The organism is Methylocystis sp. JR02 (assembly GCF_030063565.1).
In the GTDB taxonomy this organism is placed as follows: Bacteria; Pseudomonadota; Alphaproteobacteria; order Rhizobiales; family Beijerinckiaceae; genus Methylocystis; species Methylocystis iwaonis.
In genome coordinates, this window is sequence record NZ_JASIRC010000001.1 from 1,111,528 (window position 1) to 1,130,800 (window position 19,273).

22 protein-coding genes are annotated in these 19,273 nt (G+C 64.2%); 8 read left to right on the forward strand and 14 right to left on the reverse strand.

Annotation, left to right across the window (positions count from 1 at the left end):
- Position 1: 1 nt before the first annotated feature.
- From QNA11_RS05275 to pyrC, 10 genes are all read right to left on the reverse strand, one after another.
- Positions 2-514: a hypothetical protein gene (locus tag QNA11_RS05275; RefSeq protein ID WP_283482218.1), complete on the reverse strand. Its 513-nt coding sequence runs from the start codon at positions 512-514 to the stop codon at positions 2-4.
- 393 nt (positions 515-907) lie between these two features.
- The gene (locus QNA11_RS05280; RefSeq protein ID WP_283482219.1) at positions 908-2,128 is read right to left on the reverse strand and encodes a DNA methyltransferase; all 1,221 of its coding nucleotides are present in this window, start codon (positions 2,126-2,128) and stop codon (positions 908-910) included.
- Entirely contained in the window at positions 2,109-2,639 is a 531-nt protein-coding gene (locus QNA11_RS20605) for a HigA family addiction module antitoxin (RefSeq protein WP_349362180.1), read from the reverse strand. Before QNA11_RS20605 ends, QNA11_RS05280 begins: the two co-directional genes overlap by 20 nt.
- A 55-nt stretch (positions 2,640-2,694) precedes the next feature.
- Positions 2,695-3,831, reverse strand: a complete 1,137-nt coding sequence (tgt, locus tag QNA11_RS05290) for a tRNA guanosine(34) transglycosylase Tgt (protein ID WP_283482220.1) — start codon at positions 3,829-3,831, stop codon at positions 2,695-2,697.
- A complete protein-coding gene (locus QNA11_RS05295; RefSeq protein WP_283482221.1) occupies positions 3,828-4,163 on the reverse strand; it encodes a hypothetical protein in 336 nt (111 codons plus the stop codon). The genes tgt and QNA11_RS05295 overlap by 4 nt, the downstream gene beginning before the upstream one ends.
- Positions 4,160-5,299 carry a tRNA preQ1(34) S-adenosylmethionine ribosyltransferase-isomerase QueA gene (queA, locus tag QNA11_RS05300; protein WP_283482222.1) on the reverse strand — a complete coding sequence of 380 codons (1,140 nt, stop codon included), beginning with the start codon at positions 5,297-5,299 and terminating at the stop codon, positions 4,160-4,162. Before queA ends, QNA11_RS05295 begins: the two co-directional genes overlap by 4 nt.
- Positions 5,300-5,564: 265 nt before the next feature.
- A complete protein-coding gene (locus QNA11_RS05305; RefSeq protein ID WP_283482223.1) occupies positions 5,565-6,023 on the reverse strand; it encodes a peptidylprolyl isomerase in 459 nt (152 codons plus the stop codon).
- Positions 6,024-6,168: 145 nt separating this feature from the next.
- Positions 6,169-6,723 carry a peptidylprolyl isomerase gene (locus QNA11_RS05310; protein ID WP_202071662.1) on the reverse strand — a complete coding sequence of 185 codons (555 nt, stop codon included), beginning with the start codon at positions 6,721-6,723 and terminating at the stop codon, positions 6,169-6,171.
- A 15-nt stretch (positions 6,724-6,738) separates the two neighbouring features.
- Positions 6,739-7,248 (reverse strand): pantetheine-phosphate adenylyltransferase, encoded by a 510-nt coding sequence (gene coaD, locus QNA11_RS05315; protein WP_283482224.1) that lies wholly within the window; start codon positions 7,246-7,248, stop codon positions 6,739-6,741.
- Complete coding sequence (pyrC, locus tag QNA11_RS05320) at positions 7,245-8,564, reverse strand: dihydroorotase (protein WP_283482225.1); 1,320 nt, start codon at positions 8,562-8,564, stop codon at positions 7,245-7,247. Before pyrC ends, coaD begins: the two co-directional genes overlap by 4 nt.
- Positions 8,565-8,923: 359 nt before the next feature.
- On the opposite strand from pyrC, the gene QNA11_RS05325 reads away from it, so the two are divergent.
- Positions 8,924-9,088 carry a hypothetical protein gene (locus QNA11_RS05325; protein WP_202071659.1) on the forward strand — a complete coding sequence of 55 codons (165 nt, stop codon included), beginning with the start codon at positions 8,924-8,926 and terminating at the stop codon, positions 9,086-9,088.
- A gap of 64 nt (positions 9,089-9,152) precedes the next feature.
- Here QNA11_RS05325 and thpR read toward each other — a convergent pair whose 3' ends face one another.
- Both thpR and QNA11_RS05335 read right to left on the reverse strand, forming a co-directional pair.
- Positions 9,153-9,722: an RNA 2',3'-cyclic phosphodiesterase gene (gene thpR, locus QNA11_RS05330; RefSeq protein WP_283482226.1), complete on the reverse strand. Its 570-nt coding sequence runs from the start codon at positions 9,720-9,722 to the stop codon at positions 9,153-9,155.
- 32 nt (positions 9,723-9,754) lie between these two features.
- On the reverse strand, positions 9,755-10,369 hold the full coding sequence (locus QNA11_RS05335) for an arylesterase (RefSeq protein ID WP_283482227.1): 615 nt from the start codon (positions 10,367-10,369) through the stop codon (positions 9,755-9,757).
- Positions 10,370-10,466: 97 nt separating this feature from the next.
- Between QNA11_RS05335 and QNA11_RS05340 the strand changes: the two genes are divergently transcribed.
- Positions 10,467-11,144 (forward strand): ABC transporter ATP-binding protein, encoded by a 678-nt coding sequence (locus QNA11_RS05340; RefSeq protein ID WP_283482228.1) that lies wholly within the window; start codon positions 10,467-10,469, stop codon positions 11,142-11,144.
- Positions 11,144-13,702, forward strand: a complete 2,559-nt coding sequence (locus QNA11_RS05345; RefSeq protein ID WP_283482229.1) for an ABC transporter permease — start codon at positions 11,144-11,146, stop codon at positions 13,700-13,702. Before QNA11_RS05340 ends, QNA11_RS05345 begins: the two co-directional genes overlap by 1 nt.
- Before the next feature lie 3 nt (positions 13,703-13,705).
- On the opposite strand, the gene QNA11_RS05350 is transcribed toward QNA11_RS05345, so the two are convergent.
- A complete protein-coding gene (locus QNA11_RS05350) occupies positions 13,706-14,272 on the reverse strand; it encodes a Uma2 family endonuclease (protein WP_283482230.1) in 567 nt (188 codons plus the stop codon).
- Positions 14,273-14,340: 68 nt separating this feature from the next.
- Positions 14,341-14,742 (reverse strand): copper resistance CopC family protein, encoded by a 402-nt coding sequence (locus tag QNA11_RS05355; protein WP_202071653.1) that lies wholly within the window; start codon positions 14,740-14,742, stop codon positions 14,341-14,343.
- 250 nt (positions 14,743-14,992) lie between these two features.
- On the opposite strand from QNA11_RS05355, the gene QNA11_RS05360 reads away from it, so the two are divergent.
- From QNA11_RS05360 to QNA11_RS05380, 5 genes are all read left to right on the forward strand, one after another.
- The gene (locus QNA11_RS05360) at positions 14,993-15,979 is read left to right on the forward strand and encodes a DUF2232 domain-containing protein (protein WP_283482231.1); all 987 of its coding nucleotides are present in this window, start codon (positions 14,993-14,995) and stop codon (positions 15,977-15,979) included.
- A gap of 50 nt (positions 15,980-16,029) precedes the next feature.
- A complete protein-coding gene (gene rplI, locus QNA11_RS05365; protein ID WP_202071651.1) occupies positions 16,030-16,593 on the forward strand; it encodes a 50S ribosomal protein L9 in 564 nt (187 codons plus the stop codon).
- Between the two features lie 306 nt (positions 16,594-16,899).
- A complete protein-coding gene (locus QNA11_RS05370) occupies positions 16,900-18,405 on the forward strand; it encodes a replicative DNA helicase (protein WP_283482232.1) in 1,506 nt (501 codons plus the stop codon).
- 43 nt (positions 18,406-18,448) lie between these two features.
- Entirely contained in the window at positions 18,449-18,727 is a 279-nt protein-coding gene (locus tag QNA11_RS05375) for a type II toxin-antitoxin system TacA family antitoxin (RefSeq protein WP_283482233.1), read from the forward strand.
- Positions 18,724-19,230: a GNAT family N-acetyltransferase gene (locus tag QNA11_RS05380; RefSeq protein ID WP_283482234.1), complete on the forward strand. Its 507-nt coding sequence runs from the start codon at positions 18,724-18,726 to the stop codon at positions 19,228-19,230. The genes QNA11_RS05375 and QNA11_RS05380 overlap by 4 nt, the downstream gene beginning before the upstream one ends.
- The last annotated feature ends 43 nt before the right edge of the window (positions 19,231-19,273 follow it).

The following is a 19,273-nucleotide window of genomic DNA, read 5'->3' on the forward strand; positions in this document are numbered from 1 at the left end:
ACTACGCAGCCGCCTGACCGAGCTGACCGAATCCGGGGAGAAAGCCTGCAACCGTCTCGAAAGGAATGCGACGGTCGAAATTCAGCGTGCGGGCGTCGCCGACGATGAGCGCCTGTGGCGCGAGCAGCACCGTCTCGAAATCCATGTAATTCTGGAAGCACTCCTGGTTCATCATCGCCTTCGCCACAGCGCGGTGCGAGCCCCTTTCGAAAGCCGCCAGCTCCTCCGCGCGCATCGCTCTTTCGGCGTGCAGCGCAAAGCGCAGCTTTGTCTGCTCCACTTCGAAGATGAAAAGCATTTTGGTGGAGACGCGCCCGGTGGATTCCGAACGCCAGTTGCGCCACCAGGGGTCCGGCCCCTGAGCCTCCTGCTGCTCCGCCTGAAGCAACCGAACGAGGGGCCAAAGCCGCGCAAATTTAGTTCGGCTGAGGAACCAGGAGCGAAATTCGTGTGACGACGCGAGCGTCGACGCGAAGAGCTCGTCCAAATCGCTCGAAAGTGGGTCGCCCTGCATGTTTGATTTCCTATCAGGCAAGAGCAGCCCGGGCCGCGCTCGGGCTGTTCTCATCTTGCTAGGCTTCGCGCGTGAATCTTGTCTTTAAAAAAGCGTCTCGGAGGTTGCTAGGATTAATGAGTGATTAATACGAGATTCGATTAATTGGACCGGCGCCATTCCCGACGCTCGCTTAAGCGAGCGATCGGGTATCCAGAGCAAAACCAGCGCCCGTCATTGCGAGCGAAGCGAAGCAATCCAGGGCGGCGATGCGGCCCTGGATTGCTTCGTCGGCTTCGCCTTCTCGCAATGACGGCGGTGATACCCTGTGTGTCCAAATGGCGCGAGCGTCGGGGATCGCGCCGAACCAATCGAGCGGATCTCGTATCGATCAAGCGGGGAGGATATACGGCGCTAAATGCGCCGGGCCACAACGATGCGGTTGCTGTTGACGCCTTTGCTGTTGTTGGCGACGCCCCAGCAATTGCTGGTCTTGGTGAAACGCTGGCGATTGACCATAACGCACAGCCTTTCGAAAGGCAGGCCTTCCATGGCTTCCCAAACGAGACGCTCGAGCAGCACCGCGCCGCCACGTACCTCGCCGACTTCATAGGCGACATGGCCGCCAGGCCTGACGACGCGCGCGAGCTCTTCGAAAACGGCGCGCGTCATGCGCGTCCAGGCCTCGAGGCTGCGCAATTGCGACAAAGCGATTTGATCCGCTTCGACGCCGGCGAACCAATTGCGCAGCCAATTGTCCCCCCGGTAATCGACGACATTGAGAAAGGGCGGCGACGTCACGACCAGATCGACGCAAGCGTCCTGCAAATGTGCAAGCTTCGCCGCGTCGGTCACGGCGAGAATTGCCGCAGGTCCGGGCGGCGGAGCGCCATCGGCCAGAAGCGACCGCGACTTTCTCGAAATCAAGGCGGCGACGTCGCGCATGGGCGGCCTTTGCGCACGGCGTTCGTTGATCTTCAACTGCGCCTTCACGCTCACAGCCTGATTAGGAGGCATGGTGTAGACGGAAAAAAAGCCCGGCGAGTGGCCCGTCAGGCGGTTGAGCGCGACCATTCTGATCCAGTCATCGACCGGATCAGGCGCGACCTCCGGCGGCAGGCGCGCGATGAGCCAGGCGCGCAAGGCGCAGATCTGCCGCAACGTCTCCGGATGGTAGAAGGCAAGAAGATCGTCTCGCTCGATCTGGCCGGCGTCCAGCGGCGCCTCGGCAAGGCGCGCAACCACATCCTCGATCACGGGCGGGCGCAGTCGCGGGCGCGTCAACATCAGGGAGAGCGGATTAGCGTCGGAACCGACCGCGCGGCGGCCCAGCAAAGCCGCTTGAAGCGGCGTCGTGCCGCGCCCCATGAAAGGATCGCAAACCACGTCGCCGGGTTTTGTCAGCCGCTCGATGAAAAAAGCCGGAAGCTGCGGCTTGAAGCAGGCGCGGTAGCTGATCTCGTGGAGCGAATGCGCCGAGCGCTGCGCGGCCGCCCAATACTCGTTTACGTAATACGTAATACCGTACTCTTCCACCACCTGCGTGGGCGCGCCGAAAGCGTCGAATGCGCGCAGCGCCGTGAGGAAATCGCTCTCCGCCGCCGGGCGCGCGGATTTACGCGATGCGATCGGCAAGCCGGGGGCGCCCCTTGATCTCGGCGCCAAGCTCGGCGCGCGCAAGGGCTAGCTCATATTGCAACTGCAAATCCAGCCATTGTTCCGGATCGACTCCAAACCAATGACCAAAGCGCAGCGCCGTGTCGGCGGTGACGCCGCGCTGGCCGTTGAGAATGGCTGTCACGCGATTGACCGGCACGCCGATGTCTCTGGCAAGATCGGACGCCGTCAATCCGAGGTCGAAGAGATGTTGCGCGAGAATGCGGCCCGGGTGAGTTATTTCCTCCTCCACAGAGGAGAGCTCGAAACTGAGCTGTCGATTCGTGCGGCGAAGCGAAGCGCTCGGCGCGGCATCCTTGGCGACGCGGCGCGGCGCAGCCGCAATGGTCGGCGCTTTGCGCGCTGGCGCGGGAGGGACGGCGGCGCTGGACTGGGCCTTGGGCGCCGAGCGGTCGGCGTGCGCTCGGAAGCCGCCGGTCAGAAGGAGGCGGGTGAGCGCCTCGTAGTAAGTGCCCGCGATAGGCTCCACTCGCTCCCTCCTCAATTATTACGCGCTCCATAAAGCGCGTAGATTCGAATGCGCTCTAGGGTGCGAGATGCGACCCCTCGCCCTCGGCCCATTGCGCGCGGGTCTCGGCAATGAAATCGGAAAGCCGGCCCTCGACGATCGCGGCGCGCAATCCGACCATCAACTGCTGATAATATGCCACATTGGCCTGGGTCAGCAGCATCATTCCCAAGATTTCCCCAGCCTTTACGAGATGGTGCAGATAGGCGCGCGAGTAATCGCGCGCGGCGGGGCACGAGGAGTCGGGATCGAGCGGGCGCGTGTCTTCCGCATGGCGGGAGTTCTTGATGTTGATTTTTCCGAAGCGCGTATAAGCGAGGCCATGGCGGCCGGCGCGCGTGGGCATCACGCAATCGAACATGTCGATCCCGCGCGCGACCGCCTGCATAATGTCGTCCGGCGTGCCGACGCCCATGAGGTAACGGGGCTTTCCGGCCGGGAGATGCGGAACGGTCGTCTCCAGCATGTCGAGCATGACCTCTTGCGGCTCTCCGACCGCCAGGCCGCCGACCGCCAAGCCGTGGAAATCCATATCGGCGAGCGCCCGGGCGCTTTCGACGCGCAAAGCTTTGTTTGCGCCGCCTTGAACGATGCCGAAGATCGCCCTGCCCGGCTGCTCGCGAAAAGCTTTGCGAGAGCGCTCGGCCCAGCGCAGCGACAGGCGCATCGCGCGTTCCGCCTCTTCGTCGGAGCATGGCAGACGAACGCATTCGTCGAATTGCATCTGAATGTCCGAGCCCAGCAATTGCTGGATTTCCATCGAGCGCTCGGGCGATAGATGGTGGCGTGAACCGTCGATATGCGATTGGAAAGTGACGCCGCTTTCATCGAGCTTGCGCAGCTTGGCGAGCGACATGACTTGAAAGCCGCCCGAATCCGTCAGGATCGGATAAGGCCATCGCATGAATTCGTGCAGACCGCCGAGCTTGGCGACCCGCTCCGCGCCGGGCCGCAGCATCAGATGATAGACATTGCCGAGCAGAATATCCGCGCCGGTCGCGCGCACGTCCTGCGGAAACATGGCTTTCACCGTCGCCGCCGTTCCGACAGGCATAAAGGCGGGCGTGCGGATTGTTCCGCGCGGCGTAAAAATCTCACCCTTGCGCGCCGCGCCGTCTGTCGCCTGCACGGCGAAGGAGAAGTCATCGCTCATTTTCGTTCCTTGGCGCCGAGTTCGGCGAGCTTGACGATTTTATACTGTCCGTAATCCATCTCGTTGAACCACACCGAGAAGATTGCGCCCACTCTTATTTCCGTCTTCCGTAAATCGGTGCGCCACGAGTCGATGCTTTTACCAAAGTCGATGCGGCCGTCGCGTCGCAGGATGAAGGGGAGCGGCGCGGCTCCGTCGAGATCAAAGGCGCCGAAGACATCCCATGCTGACGCGACGCGTAAATCTTCGACCCGCAGATCGACGGTCATTCGCGCCTCGGTGGGATCGTCCCGCCATTGCGCAATCAGCCTCAAGTCGCGCGCCTCGCTCATCGGTCGGCGCGATAGAGAAGGCTGGCGTCGCCGTAAGAATAGAAGCGATAGCCGTTGGCAATGGCATGCACATAGGCGGCTTTCATACGATCGACGCCGCAAAAGGCGCAGACCAGCATGAAGAGCGTCGAGCGCGGCAAATGAAAATTGGTGAGCAGCATATCCGTCGCGCGGAATTTATAGCCTGGCGTGATGAAGATGCTTGTACGCGCGGCGTAAGGGAGGATTTGTCCCTCCGCGCCTGCGGCGCTTTCAAGCGTGCGCAAAGCCGTCGTGCCAACAGCGATGATGCGGCCGCCCCTGCTGCGCGCAGCGTTCAACGCGTCGGCGGTCGCCGCGTCGATGCGGGCGAATTCCTCGTGCATCTTATGCGCGTCGGTGTCATCCGCCTTCACAGGCAAAAAGGTGCCGGCTCCGACATGGAGCGTAACCCGGTGCAGCGTCACGCCCATCGCTTCTATCTTTGAAAGAAGCGCCGGCGTGAAATGCAGCCCCGCCGTCGGCGCGGCGACGGCGCCCGCCTCGCGCGCGAAAACCGTTTGATAGTCCGTCTCGTCGCGCTCATCCGCCGCCCGCTTGCCGGCGATGTAAGGCGGCAAAGGCATTTCGCCGAAGGCTTCGATTGCTGCGTCGAGAGCGGGGCCAGAGAGGGCGAAACTCAGAGTGATCTCGCCTTCCGCGCCCTTCGCCTCGACGTGCGCCTCAAGGGACGCAGCCTCATCATTGCGAGGAGCGTCAGCGACGACGCAATCCAGAGCCGGGATGGCGCTCTCTATTGCTTCGCTTCGCGCGCAATGACGAGAGAAGCGGATTTCGTCGCCGACGACGAGCTTCTTTGCCGGGCGCATGAGCGCGCGCCAGCGTGATGCGTCGCGCCGCTCGATCAGCGTCGCCTCGACGCCCGCACTCAATTCCCCGCGAATGCGCTTTCCGGAAAGCCGCGCGTGAATGACGCGCGTGTCGTTGATGACGAGAGCGTCGCCGGGCCGCAAATAGGAGAGAAGGTCGCGCACGATCCGGTCTTCTAAAGAGCCTGAGGGCGGAACGACGAGCATGCGTGCGCCATCGCGCGGCTCGACGGGGCGCAGCGCGATGCGGTCTTGCGGAAGTTCGAAGTCGAAGAGATCGACGCGCATGTTTGTTGCTCGATCAAACGGGCGGCAGGCGAGGCGCGCGCCATCCTCCGCTTGCCGGGAGGTCGGTGGTCGAAGACCGCCGGGGGCTCTTTCGCTGCTAAGAGCCCGGTTGACGCCCCTCGCGCTTCGAGACGCCTGCTGCGCAGGCTCCTCAGCATGAGGGGCTTCTGCATCTGCGCCAAAATACTTCGGCCTCATCCTGAGGAGCGAGCGACGCTCGCGTCCCGAAGGACGAGGCCGCCTTTGTCAGCGGACTGTGTGGAACTCAGCCGCCCAGCGTCGCCTTGATGATCTTGTCGGGATCCTTCACCGGCTCGCCGCGCTTGATCTTGTCGACATTCTCCATGCCGGAGATCACCTCGCCCCACACCGTATATTGGCGATCGAGGAAGCGGGCGTCGGTGAAGCAGATGAAGAACTGCGAATTGGCCGTATCGGGGTGCGACGCGCGCGCCATGGAGCAGGTTCCGCGCACATGCGGCGCGTCATTGAACTCGGCTTCGAGGTTCGGATATTGCGAACCGCCCGTGCCGGTGCCGCGCGGGCAGCCGGTCTGGGCCATGAAGCCCTCGATCACGCGATGGAAGACGATCCCGTCATAGAAGCCCTCGGAAACGAGCTTCTTGATGCGCTCGACATGCTTGGGCGCGAGATCGGGGCGGAGTTTGATGACGACCGGGCCCTTGGTGGTCTCCAGCGTCATGGTGTCGGCGGCTTCAGTCATTCTCGTTTTCCTTAGAGAAAGGCTCCCTCACCCTGAGGAGCGGCGGAGCCGCGTCTCGAAGGGCGAGGGAGCCGTTGCGTAAACGCCCTCCTGCTTCGAAACGCCGCCTACGGCGGCTCCTCAGCAAGAGGGCTTTTCACCTTGATTAGCTTTCGTCGCCCGCGGCGCGCATCTTCACGATCTTGTCCGGGGCAACGACCATGCCATTGTTGGATTTGTCGCCCTTTTTGATCTTGTCGACGACGTCCATGCCCGAGATCACCTCGCCCCAGATCGTATATTTGCCCTGGAGCTGCGGCGCGTCGGCGTAGCAGATGAAGAATTGCGAATTGGCGGAGTCCTTGTCGCCGGGCTGGCGGGCCATGGCGACCGTGCCGCGCTTGAACGGCAGATCGCTGAACTCGGCCTTGAGATCGGGATAGCGGGAGCTGCCCATGCCCGTGCCCTCGGGGTCGCCGGCCTGAGCCATGAAGCCGTCGATCACGCGGTGAAAGACGATCCCGTCATAGAAGTGTTCCTTGGCGAGGCGCTTGATGCGCTCGACGTGCTTGGGCGCCAAATCAGGGCGCAGCTTGATGGTGACGCGTCCGTCCTTGGTGTCGAGGTAAAGAAGCTCGTCTTCCGCGCGGACGATCGAAGCGGTTCCCAGCGCGGCCGAAAAAGCCACGGTAGCGAGCAGCAGGCGGCGGGTAAGTTTCATGGAAAAAGCCTCCCTTTAGGCCTTGGTTTTTTCGCGCCTTGTGATGGCGCGTTTCAGGGCCTCGACGGAAGCGGCCGGCGCGAAGGCCGACACGTCGCCGCCGAGCGCCGCGATCTGGCGCACGAGGGTGCCGCTGATGTGGCGGAGCCCTGGCGAGGCCGGCAGGAAAACCGTGCGAATGCCGGGCGCGAGCGTCCCGTTCATCCCCGCCATTTGCATTTCATAGTCGAAATCCGAGCCGTCGCGCAATCCGCGCAGGATCGCGCATGCGCCCTGCTCTTTGGCGGCCTCGACCACGAGGCCGTCGAAGCTTGCGACCGCAACCTTCTCGCCGAAACGCTCCAAGGCGGCGACCGTCCGGATCGTTTCGGCCCGCTCTTCGAAAGTGAGCCAAGGCGCCTTGCCCGGATGCACGCCGATGGCGACGACGACCTTGTCGAAAAGCGCGACGCCCTGGCGGAGAATGTCCAGATGACCGTTGGTCAGCGGATCGAAAGTGCCGGAATAGAGGGCGGTGCGACTCATGAGGCGCGCTCGTAGACGATCTCACCAGCGACCACAGTGGTCTTTGGCGCGCCCTGCAACAAGGCGCCGTCGAAGGGCGTGTTGCGGCAGCGCGAATGGAGCTTTTCCGGATCGACGACGAAGGGCTCGTCCGGGTCGAAGCGGATGAGATCGGCCGGCGCGCCCTTTTGCAGACGACCCTGCTCCAATCCAAGGATTTCCGCAGGGCGCGACGACATGGCGGCAAGGAGCTTGGGAAGCGAAATATCGCCGGAATGGACGAGCCTCAAGCCGGCCGGGAGCATGGTTTGCGTGCCGATGGCGCCGAACTCGGCTTCCGCGAACGGCAGGCGCTTCATCTCGACGTCCTGCGGATCGTGGTCGGAGACGACGACGTCGATCAGCCCCTCGGCGAGCGCGGCGACCAGCGCTTTGCGTTCGTCCTCGAGACGCAGCGGCGGGCGCAGCTTCAGGAAGGTTCGATAATCGCCAATGTCGTTTTCATTGAGCGTGAGGTGGTTGATCGTCACGCCGCAGGTGACGGGAAGCCCCGCCGCCTTGGCGGCGCGCAGCGCGTCGAGCGACAGCGTCGTCGTGACGATAGCGGCGTGATAGCGCGCGCCGGTGAGCGCGACGAGCCGCAGATCGCGATCGAGCATGAGCGCCTCAGCTTCGCGCGGCACGCCCGCAAGGCCGAGGCGCAGAGCGAAATCGCCCTCGTTCATCACGCCGCCGGCAAGGTCCGGGTCCTGGGGGAAATGCACCACCAGCGCGCCGAAGTCGCGCGCATAGCTCATGGCGCGACGCATGACGAGGGCGTTTTTGACCGAGCGCGCGCCATCGAAAAAGGCCACGGCGCCCGCCTGCTGCAGCAGGCCCAGCTCAGCGATCTCCTTGCCCTCGCGACCCTTGGTGAGCGCCGCCATGGGCAGCACGCGAACGCGCCCCGTGTCGCGCGCGCGGCGCAGGACGAAATCGACCACCGCCGGATCGTCGACGGCGGGAAAAGTGGCGCTTGTGGCGACAAGCGTTGTCACGCCGCCGGCGGCGGCGGAGAGCGTGGCGCTGGCGATGGTTTCGCGGTGCTCGGCGCCGGGCTCGCCGACGAAGGCCTGCATGTCGATGAGGCCGGGGGCGAGCACATCGCCCGCGCAGTCAATCACTCGGGCGCCGTCGGGGGCGTTTTGCGCGGTCAACGCCGGCCCAAGATCGGCGATGCGGCCATCCACGGCGAGCAGCCCGCCGCGCGTCTCGCTCCCCCTGGCGGGGTCGATCAAGCGGGCGTTGACGAAAAGGAGCGGCGCGGAGGGCCGCGGCGACGGCTGATGAGGCGACATGGCGCCTGATTAGGGCATTTTGCCGGGGTTGGGAATGCGCAGAGGCGAATGAATGTCCAGCGGCGCCGCGGCCGGCGCAAGGACCAGCCAAATCCCTCCACTTTCGTAAGACCAGTTCTCGTCTTGAATCCAGCCAGTATAAATCTGATAGATCCAAATAAATTGCCCATCTGTTTGCGCGTCTGTGGTCCTTTTGCTTGGACGTTTTCTCGCTCAACCTGCTGGCGTCAACGAGACGGCGTTCCCCCTGTTGCCTTGTTGGCGAGCGACGGCCGGCCTCCCGCGAGGCCTTGGGAGCCGGCCGTCGCTCCCTCGTCGACAGGCGGAATTCGCAAACAATCAACTAAAGGGAGGGAAACATGGCTGTTAACGTCCATACCGGCGAAGTCGGAAAAGTCCTGATCTACATCGCCGGATTTGTCGCCTTCGTCATTGTCGCGATGACCTGGGTCCCCGCGTGGATCTCACCCGACTCGGCGAATATCACAGGCAACACGGGCTCGACCGCGCGCATGGTGCAATAAGCGCGCGCAAAAGGGCGTTCCAGGAACCGATCCGCCCGGAACGCCCGTTTCTCTATCTGCTTGCCTATAACCCTCCCGCCCCCGTCAGCGCCGGTCGCGCCTCATAAAGCGGATATTCCGCTTCGACGACGTAAGGTCCGCCGCCCACCGAATCGCGCGACGAGTAGAGCACGAAGCGCTCAGCCGTGAACCGCAGTGGTGGGAAATAGCCGCGCGCGCCGAGATAGGCCGCAACGGAGGCGGCGTTCGACCCGCGCAGCCGCGCCAGCGTCACATGCGGCGAAAACTTGCGCGGCTCCGGCGGCGCGCCGAGGCGGCGCATCAGCCTCTCCTGCTCGGCCTGCATCTCCAACACCGCCGGGTCCGGCCGCACGCGCGCCACGATGGCGCGCGGCTTACCGCCGCCGAAAGAGACGAGCTGATCGATCGTCACCTCGACCTCCGGCCGGCGGATGAAGGACAGCGCATTGGCCACATCATGGGCGAAGCGGTCGTCGACGTCGCCGAGGAAGCGTAGCGTGATGTGGTAGTTCTCGACGTCGATCCAGCGCGCGCCGGAGACGCCCCCGCGCAGCCGCGCCAGACTGTCAGCGATGTGGGGAGGAACTTCCAGGGCCGTAAAGAGTCTAGGCATGCGCTCCTCCTCGATGCTGTGAACATCCCGCGCTATTGCGCGCGCGACTGCGCCTTCGCGTCCGGGGACGCGAGAACCTTTTCGACATAAGGGGCTATTTTCGTCACGACCTTGGCGACGCCCGCCGGGTTGGGATGCAAGCCGTCGCCGAGCAGCAGCTTGGGCTCGCCCCAGATCCCTTCCATGAAAAACGGAACCATCGTCACTCCATATTTGGCGGCGAGGTCGGGATAGATCGAATCGAATTCCTGTCGGTAAGCTTGCCCCCAATTGTTGCTCGAGACCATGGCCGCCAAAATGACAGTGGCGCCTTTCGACTGAAAACTTTCGATGATCTTCGAAAGATTGGCCCGGGCTTCCTGGGGGGACGCGCCGCGCAGCATGTCATTGGCGCCAAGCTCCAAGATTGCGACGTCCACGGGACCGGCGGCGAGCGTATAGTCGAGGCGCGCGAGGCCTGTGGCGGTCGTGTCGCCGGAAACGCCGGCATTAATGACGTCCACGTCGTAGCCGTCGGCCTGAAGACGCTTTTTCAACTGCGCGGGCAGCGAATCCCCGGCAGGGAGCCCGAAGCCGGCGGTCAGGCTGTCGCCGAAGGCCAGAACCCGCTTTTGCGCCGCCTCGGCGCCCCCCGAAAACAAGGCCATGGAAACGCTCAAGATTTGGAGCCAGCCCCCGAAGAGGCGATATAAGGGCGAAGCAAAATGCGTCTGAAGCGGCGCGTCGTTCAAGGATCGTCTCTCCGTGCAACCAGTTATCGAACTCGCAGACGTCCATCTCACGCTGGGCGAAGGCGCCGCGCGGGTCCATGTCCTCAAGGGCGTCAGCTTGAACATAGCCCATGGCGAAACTGTGAGTCTTCTGGGCCCCTCCGGGTCGGGAAAATCCACGCTGCTCATGACCCTCGCCGGGCTGGAGCGGCCCGACTCCGGCGCCGTCAGAATCGACGGAGCCGACCTGGGCGCCCTCTCGGAAGACGCGCTGGCGCGCTTCCGTGGTCAAAAGATAGGGGTCGTCTTCCAGTCTTTCCAGCTCATTCCGACCATGACGGCGCTCGAGAACGTCGCTGTGCCGCTGGAGCTTGCGGGCAAGCCCGACGCCTTCGCCGTCGCCGAGGCGGAGCTCGCCGCCGTCGGGCTCGGCCATCGCCTGTCCCACTACCCGACCCAGCTTTCCGGCGGCGAGCAGCAGCGTGTCGCGCTTGCCCGCGCGCTCGCCCCCGACCCGCTGATTTTGGCGGCCGACGAGCCGACCGGCAATCTGGACTCTGAGACCGGCGCTTCCGTGATCGACCTCATCTTCGCCCAGCAGAAGCGCCGGGGCGCGACGCTGGTGCTCGTCACCCATGACGCCACCCTCGCCGCGCGCTGCGGACGGCGCGTGCGACTGCGCTCGGGGCGCATCGAGACGGACGAAAACTAATGGCCGGCGCGCGCTTTCGCTCCCTCCCCTTCGGCCTGCGCTTCGCGCTGCGGGATCTCCTCGGCGATCCGCGCGGCTTTTCGATCTTCATCGCCTGCATCGTCATCGGCGTCGCCGCGATCTCGGGCGTCTCGGGCCTGTCGCGTTCGCTCTCTCAGGGCCTCGCTCGCGAGGGCCGCACCATTCTCGGCGGCGACGCCTCCTTCAGCGTTACCGCGCGGGCGCTGACTCCCGAACAGCGGGCGTTTTTCCAGGCGCGCGGACGCCTCTCGGAAATCTCGTTGATGCGCGCCATGGCCCGGCGCGACGACGGCGAGGCGGCGATGATCGAAATCAAAGCCGTCGATCCCGCGACCTATCCCGCCTTCGGCGCGGTCGCGCTCGATCCCGCCGTCCCACTCGCCGAGGCGCTGGCGGAGAAAGACGGCGTCGACGGAATCGCCGTCGATCCGATCCTGCTGGCGCGGCTCGACGTGAAGCTCGGCGATACGCTCTTGATCGGCAATAGTCGGATGAGATTGCGCGCGCTGCTCATGAGCGAGCCCGACAAGCTCGCTGGCGGCGTCGGCTTCGGCCCGCGCGTGATGATGACGCGCAAAGCGCTTGTCGCGGCGGGGCTCGTGTCGCCGGGCTCTGTGGTGCGCAACGCCACGCGGATTACGCTCAGCGGAAACGCCAGCGACGAGGGGGTGAAAGCCTTCGCCAAATCCGCCGACGCTGCTTTCCCGCAGGCCGGTTGGGATCTGCGCACGCGCGACGCGGTCTCCCCGCAATTCTCACGCAACCTCGATCGCTTCACCCAATTGCTGACGCTGGTCGCGCTGACGGCGCTGGTCGCGGGCGGCGCCGGCGTCGCCAACGCCGTGCAGGGCTTCGTCGAGCGCAAGCGCATGCAATTCGCCGTGCTGAAGGCGCTGGGCGCAACGGGCTCGCATGTCTTCGTCATTGCGCTTGCGCAGGTCCTGGCCGCGGCGGTTTTCGCGATCCTGCTCGGCCTCGCCGTGGGCGCCGTTATCCCTGTCGCCGCGGCGGAGACATTGAAGCAGCTTGCCGAGCTGCCCGTATCGGCGTCTCTCGATCTGCGCGGCGCGTCTTTCGGCGCGCTTTATGGGCTGCTCGTGACGCTGATCTTCGCGCTCGTTCCGCTGGGACGCGCGCATGAAGTCCCGGTCGCGGCGCTGCTGCGCGACGACACGCGCAGCATAAAGCTCACCCGCTACCGCGCTGGCGCCTGGGCGGCTGCGGCGTTGCTGGCCGCGCTGATCGTCCTCTCCTCTTCCGATCTCAAGCTGGGGCTCGCTTATGTCGGGGCCGCCGCCCTCGCCTTCGGCGCCTTACGCGGCGCCGCCTGGCTTACCATGCGCGCGGCCCGCGCCCTGCCCCGTCCGCGCGATGCGCGTGTGCGTTTCGCCCTTGCCAATATCTGGCGGCCAAAGAGCCTCACGCCGGCGCTCGTCGTCTCGATCGGCCTGACCCAGACCTTGCTCGTCGCCCTCGCTCTCGTCGAAGGCTCGATCCACAATGAGCTGGCGCGCGCCGACGCTGGGGAAATCCCCAACTTCTATTTCATCGACGCCCCGAAAACTGATGCGCCCGCCTTCGCCGCCTTTCTGGCCGAGCAGGCGCCCGGCGCCAAGATCGAACATGTACCGATGATGCGCGGCCGCATCATCGAGATGAAGGGCGTTCCCGTCGAGAAAATTACCGTGGCGGACGACGCCAAATGGGCGCTCGACGGCGACCGCGGCGTGACCTTCTCGACCGACGTGCCGGCAAATTCTCGCCTCGCCGCAGGCGAATGGTGGCCAGCGGATTACAATGGCCCGCCGCTGGTCTCGCTCGAGGAGCGGGTCGCAGAGGGGCTGGGGCTTTCGCTCGGCGACGAGATCAAGGTGAATGTGCTGGGCCGCGAGACAGTCGCGAAGATTACCAGCCTCCGCAAGGTCGACTGGCGAAGCTTCGGCATCAATTTCGTGATGGTGTTTTCACCGAATACATTTGCCGCTGCGCCCTACATGGAACTTTTCACCATCTCCTATGGCGCGCCGAGCGTCGCCGCGCGCGACGCGATGGATGCGCGTCTCGCGCGCGAGGCGGCGAAGCGTTTCCCGATGATCGCCTCAGTGCGCGTGAAGGACGCTTTGCAGGCCGTCGATAAAATCGCCGGGCAATTGGCGCTCGCCGCTCGCGCAGCGGCCGGGCTCGCCATCGTCACGGCTATTCTCGCCCTCGCCAGCGCCGTGGCGAGCGGTCAGCGGGCGCGGCTGCATGACGCCGTGGTGCTGAAAACTCTGGGCGCAACGCGCGGATGGCTTGCGACGACCTATGCGCTGGAATTCGGCCTCGTCGGGCTCGTCGCCTCGCTGATTGCGCTCCTGGCGGGCGCGGCCGCGGCCTTCGCCATGACGACCATGCTGATGAAGATCGACTTCGTTTTCCCGGTGGGCGCCGTGGTGGCGACAACCGCGGCGGCGCTCGCGGTCACGATCGCGCTCGGCCTTGCGGGCACCTGGCGCGTTCTGTCGCGTCGTCCGGGACCGGAGCTGCGGGAGTTGTGAGCCTCAGGCGTCGACGAGCCGAAAGGTGAAAGCCGGGACGGCGGCGCTGCGGAGCGCCTCTTCCGGCCCCTTGCGCGTCACGCTGCCCCAGCCCGTTTCGCTCGGGCCAAGATGGACGAAGGCCACGCGCTCATTGGCGTCGATGACCCAATATTCGCGCACGCCATGGCGCGCGTAGAGTTTGGCCTTCAAGTTGAGATCATAGGCGAGGCTGGAGGCGGCGACTTCGATGGCGAGCAGAATATCGGGGCCGCGAACGTCCTGGGTCCGGAGTCTCTTGGAATAGACCGCGATGTCCGGTTCGACGAAAGTGCTCGCAGACAAGAAGAAGGAGCTTTCGAAGCCGATCCTCAGTGTGTCCGGACAAGATTTGGAAAGCGCCATGCCGAGCTCGGACTTGATCAGCTCATGCGCAGAATACTTCGGCCCCATGGGGACAATTTCCCCCTCGATCAGCTCGAAATTCTCGTCTTCGGAAATGATGCCGGCGTCCTGCATGGCGATAATCTCGTCGACCGTGAAGGCGCGGCGGTAATATCCCTCGGCGGCTTTGGTGATGGTCGACGGCATTGAGCGACGGCTCCTCGCGCGTAACCTATCATAGGACAGGGCGCGCGGCGAGGAGCCGGCCAGCCGCCTCAACTTTGCGGCCGCTCATCCTGGAAATCCCGCGCCGGGTCCGCCGCGGCGCGCACCACGAAATCTACCTTTCCTTCCACAATATCGCCGTCGGTCGATAGCACCCGGTAACGAATTTGATAGGGCCCCGGCTTCAGCGCCGGCGCTGGAAGGGTCATCTCTCGCGAGGCTGTTTGCTGCGTCGTCTCGGCGATCACGGCGCCCTTGTCGTCGGTGAGCTTCACGACCGAGAAATGCGCGTCGGCCGTTGCCGAGAAGGCCAGCTTGATCCGCGACAACGGATGCATCACCTCCTGCTTCTTCGCCGGAACCGAGTCGATCAGATAAGCGTGAGCCAGAGCTGAAACCTGCGTTGCAGCCAAGGCGAGCGCGGCAAGGGCGACCGTCTGCGGCAGCATCATGAGCCTTCCTCCTGCAAGGCCGCCACCTATCGCGGCCCGTGTGATTCAAACGTCTGGGCTGAGCCGTTGTTCGTTTCCAGTTTTGAATTTTTCTAAAAGGCGACCGCGACGCTCGCCCTTGCCCTTCCGCCCGCGCCGGACTAAAAGCACGCGATGCGCCGCCGGCCGAGAGGCCGTATCGGCGCTTTTTGGCTTGACCGCGCCGTATCCCGCGGGCGGGCCGCGGACTTCGACCCGGAAGCTGACGCCCGTGCCAGACAAGAGCGTGTTTTCGCTGCAGAATATCGGCGTTTCGATCCTCGCTGGCCTCGCCGCCGCGACGATCGCGCTCGTCGTCACGCGCGGCGGCGTCGGCGGGCTGATCTTCGCCCATCTCGCGCCGCTGCCGATCCTCATCGTGGCCTTTGGCTTCGGAATCATCCACGGCGCGACCTCGGCGATCCTCGCGACGCTGATCCTCTCGATCTACCCCCACCCTATCGTGGGCATGGGCTATGGCTTGCTGGTCGCCGGCCCGGCCTGGCTCGCCGCCTATGCGGCGTCGGGCGCGCCGCGCGGCGGCCGCGATCTGATCCGGGCGAATTTTTCGAGCTGGGCCTGTCTCGCCGCCGGCGGCGCGATCGCCTTCGCCGTCATCCTTTGGCTCGTCGTCGCCTCCATCAGCAATGGCTCGCTGGACGAGGCTCTGAACCCGATCCGCGCCCGCGCCTTCATCCTGCTCGACAATATGCGGCGCGACCAGCAACTGCCGGAATCCTTGAACCCGACCGAGCTTTCAGGCCAGGTCGCCCTCGCCGTGCCGGCCTTTCTAGCGGGTTACGGGCTCTTCGTGCATGTCGCCAACATCTGGCTCGGCGCGACAATCGCCCGTGCCTCGGCGCTTCTGACGCGTCCGTGGCCCGACATCGCCATGGAGTTCCGTCTTCCCCGCAGCGTGGGCGGGCTGTTCCTGACCGGCCTCGCGCTGACGTTTTTCCCTGGCCCATCGGGAGCGATCGGCCTGGTTCTGGCCGCCACCATGGGCATGCTGCTGATGCTGCAGGGCCTTGCTGTCGTTCACATTTTCGTGCGCGGCTCCAAGTCCAGCGCATTGGTCCTCGCGATTCTCTATTTCATGCTCGGCTTCCTCGGATGGCCGATCGTGCCGCTCACAGTGCTCGGCGGCGCCGACACAATCTTCAACTATCGCGACCGCAAGACGGCCGCGGCGCCTCAAAATCCGGCGAAAAGCGATTGACAGAAGCCGGATTTTCCTGACAAAGGCGCCAACTCTCGGAGAAGAAGAAAATGGAAGTCATTCTGCTCGAACGCGTGGCCAAGCTCGGCCAGATGGGCGACACGGTCCGCGTGCGCGACGGCTACGCCCGCAATTTCCTCCTTGCGCGCGGCAAGGCGCTGCGCGCCACGGAAGGCAATAAGGGCCATTTCGAGACCCAGCGCGCTCAGATCGAGGCCCGCAATCTCGAGGCCAAGAAGGAAGCCGAGGCCGTCGCCGAGAAGCTCGACGGCCAGACCTTCGTGATCATCCGCCAGGCGGGCGAGAGCGGCCATCTCTATGGCTCGGTCGCCACGCGCGACGTCGCCGAGGCCGCGACGGCCGGCGGCTTCTCGCTCAACCGCAACCAGATCGTGCTGACCCATCCGATCAAGGCGCTGGGCCTGCACAGCGTGCCGGTGCATCTGCACCCGGAAGTCGACGTCAAGATCACGCTCAACGTCGCCCGTTCGGAAGAAGAAGCCGAGCGCCAGGCGCGCGGTGAATCGGCCACGGCGCGCGAAGAGACCTCCATGGACGATCTCGGCCTCGAGATCGGCGCGGCGCTGGCGGAAGCCGGCGACGTGGAGCTGTAAGAAGCTCTCCCGCTTTTTGGTTTTCGGCCCGGCGCTCGCAAGATCGCCGGGCTTTTTTCGTTGTCCGCCGAACCCGTCATTGCGAGCGCGAAGTGATTCGCGTGGGCTGCAAGCCCTAGCGCTTCCCCGCAGCCTGATTCTTTTCTGCTCTGTGGAAAAGACTCGCAACTGGCGCCGCTAAACCTTCGCTTAAGAGTCAAGTCTGGCGCCCTTACCTCGTTCATGCGAAGGTCACACTCGAACCGGCCGGCTTCCGCGTCGCGTGTTTGAAAGCCCCGGAATTTCATTCGCAATAAACGAGCTTCTATGCCGCCGATCGAACAATTGGCGGGCCGCCGCGCCTTTCAGGTCGCGCAGCCCGAGACGCCCGCCTATCGCACGCCGCCCCACAATATCGAGGCCGAACAGGCGCTGCTCGGCGCGATTCTCGTCAATAACGACGCCTTCGACCGCGTCTCGGATTTTCTCAAGCCCGAGCATTTCTCCGAGGAGCTGCACCGCCGAATCTATGAGACGACGGGCCAGCTCATCCGCGCCGGCAAGCTCGCGACCGTCGTCACCCTGAAAACCTTTCTCGCCGACATCGAGCTGCCGGCGGGCGTCACGATCCAGGCCTATCTCGCGCGCCTCGCGGCGGAAGCGACGACCATCATCAACGCCGAGGATTACGGCCGCATCGTCCACGACCTCGCGACGCGGCGCGACCTCATCAGCATTGGCGAAAGCATCGTCAACACCGCCTTTGACTCGCCCGTGGACGCGAGCCCACGCGCCCAGATCGAAGAAGCCGAGCGCAAGCTTTATTCGATCGCCGAGACAGGTCGATATGAGGGCGGCTTCCAGCGTTTCTCCGACGCGCTCACCATCGCGATCGACATGGCGTCGAGCGCCTATATGCGCGACGGCCACCTTTCCGGCGTTTCCACCGGCCTTGCCGATCTCGACGAGAAAATGGGCGGCCTGCAAAAGTCCGACCTCATCATCGTCGCCGGCCGCCCCGGCATGGGCAAGACGGCGCTGGCGACAAACATCGCGTTCAACATCGCCAAAGCCTATCAATATGAGACGGAGCCGGACGGCTCTCATAAGACCATCAATGGGGGAATTGTCGGCTTCTTCTCGCTCGAAATGTCGGCCGAGCAATTGGCCACCCGCGTCATCGCCGAACAGTCCGGCGTCGCCAGCTACAAAATCCGTCGCGGCGATCTGAACGAAGAAGACTTCCGCCGCATCGTCGACGCCTCACGCGAGATGCAGAGCATTCCCTTTTACATCGATCAGAGCGGCGGCATTTCCATCGCGCAGCTTGTCGCCCGCGCCCGGCGGCTGAAACGCCAAAAGGGACTCGATCTGCTCGTCGTCGACTATTTGCAGCTCCTCTCCGGCTCGAAATCGCGCGGCGACAATCGCGTGCAGGAACTCACCGAAATCACCACGGGCTTGAAGGCGCTCGCCAAGGAACTGAACGCGCCAGTGATCGCGCTCTCGCAGCTCTCGCGTCAGGTCGAGTCGCGCGACGACAAGCGTCCGCAGCTCTCGGATCTGCGCGAATCCGGCTCGATCGAGCAGGACGCCGACGTCGTGCTCTTCGTCTATCGCGAGGAATATTATCTGAAGAACCGCGAGCCGCGCGAAGGCACGGAAGAGCATATCCAATGGCAAGCCGAGATGGAGCGCGCCTATGGCCGCGCCGAGGCGATCATCGGCAAGCAGCGCCACGGCCCCACGGGCACGGTGGCGCTGGCCTTCGAGGCCGAGGTGACCCGCTTCTCCAATCTCGCGGACGAGGACAAGCTGCCGGAGCCGATGTAAATTAGCCTTGGAGAATACGGCAGTCTGCCGTATTCTCCACACCATGCCCAAGAACGACACCGCCCGCCTTGAAGCCCGCCTCCCGGCAAGCGTCTACGCGACATTGAAGCGCGCCGCGGAGCTGCGAGGCCGGACGCTAACCGATTTCGTCGTATCGGCCGCGCATGAGGCCGCGCGTAAGGCAATTGAGGAAGAGGAAATTATTCGGCTTTCCGCGCAGGACCAACTCGCCTTCGCGCACGCCTTAATAAACCCGCCGGAGCCGAACGCAGCCTTGGCAAAGGCCAAGCGGGCGCACGCCAAAAATGTCGAAATGCGGTGACCCGCTTCTATTCGACGGCGCTCGGCGCCCGAGATCGCAGAGGCTTCTCGAGCGGCAACGCCAGGATTGACCGGTATTTTGCAAACGGCCTCGGACAGGACGTAAGGCGCAACTATGCGGCCTGCTACGTTCTCGTCGAAAGGTCCGATGAGAAGATCGTAGGATTTTATACCCTTTCATCAAGCGGCGTCCCGCTGCTCGAGGTTCCGCCCGATCTCGCTGGCAAGCTCCCCCGCTATCCGACCGTGCCCGCTGTGCTGATCGGCTGGCTTGCGCGAGATAAAGCCTATGCTGGAGAGGGCGTAGGCGGCTTGCTCCTCTTTGACGCCTTCGCGAGAATTTGCGCTTCACCCATTGGCGCGCATGCGATTATCGTCGACGCCATTGATGATGCGGCGGCTGCATTCTACCGAAAATATCTCTTCAAGCCCTTCGCCAACAAACCTGACAGCCTGTTTCTACCGCTTACGACTGCTCGCCGCCTGATCGAAGCGGATCAGTAAAAAGGCCCCGCCAAAGAGCGAGGCCCAATATCACAGCGCAGCG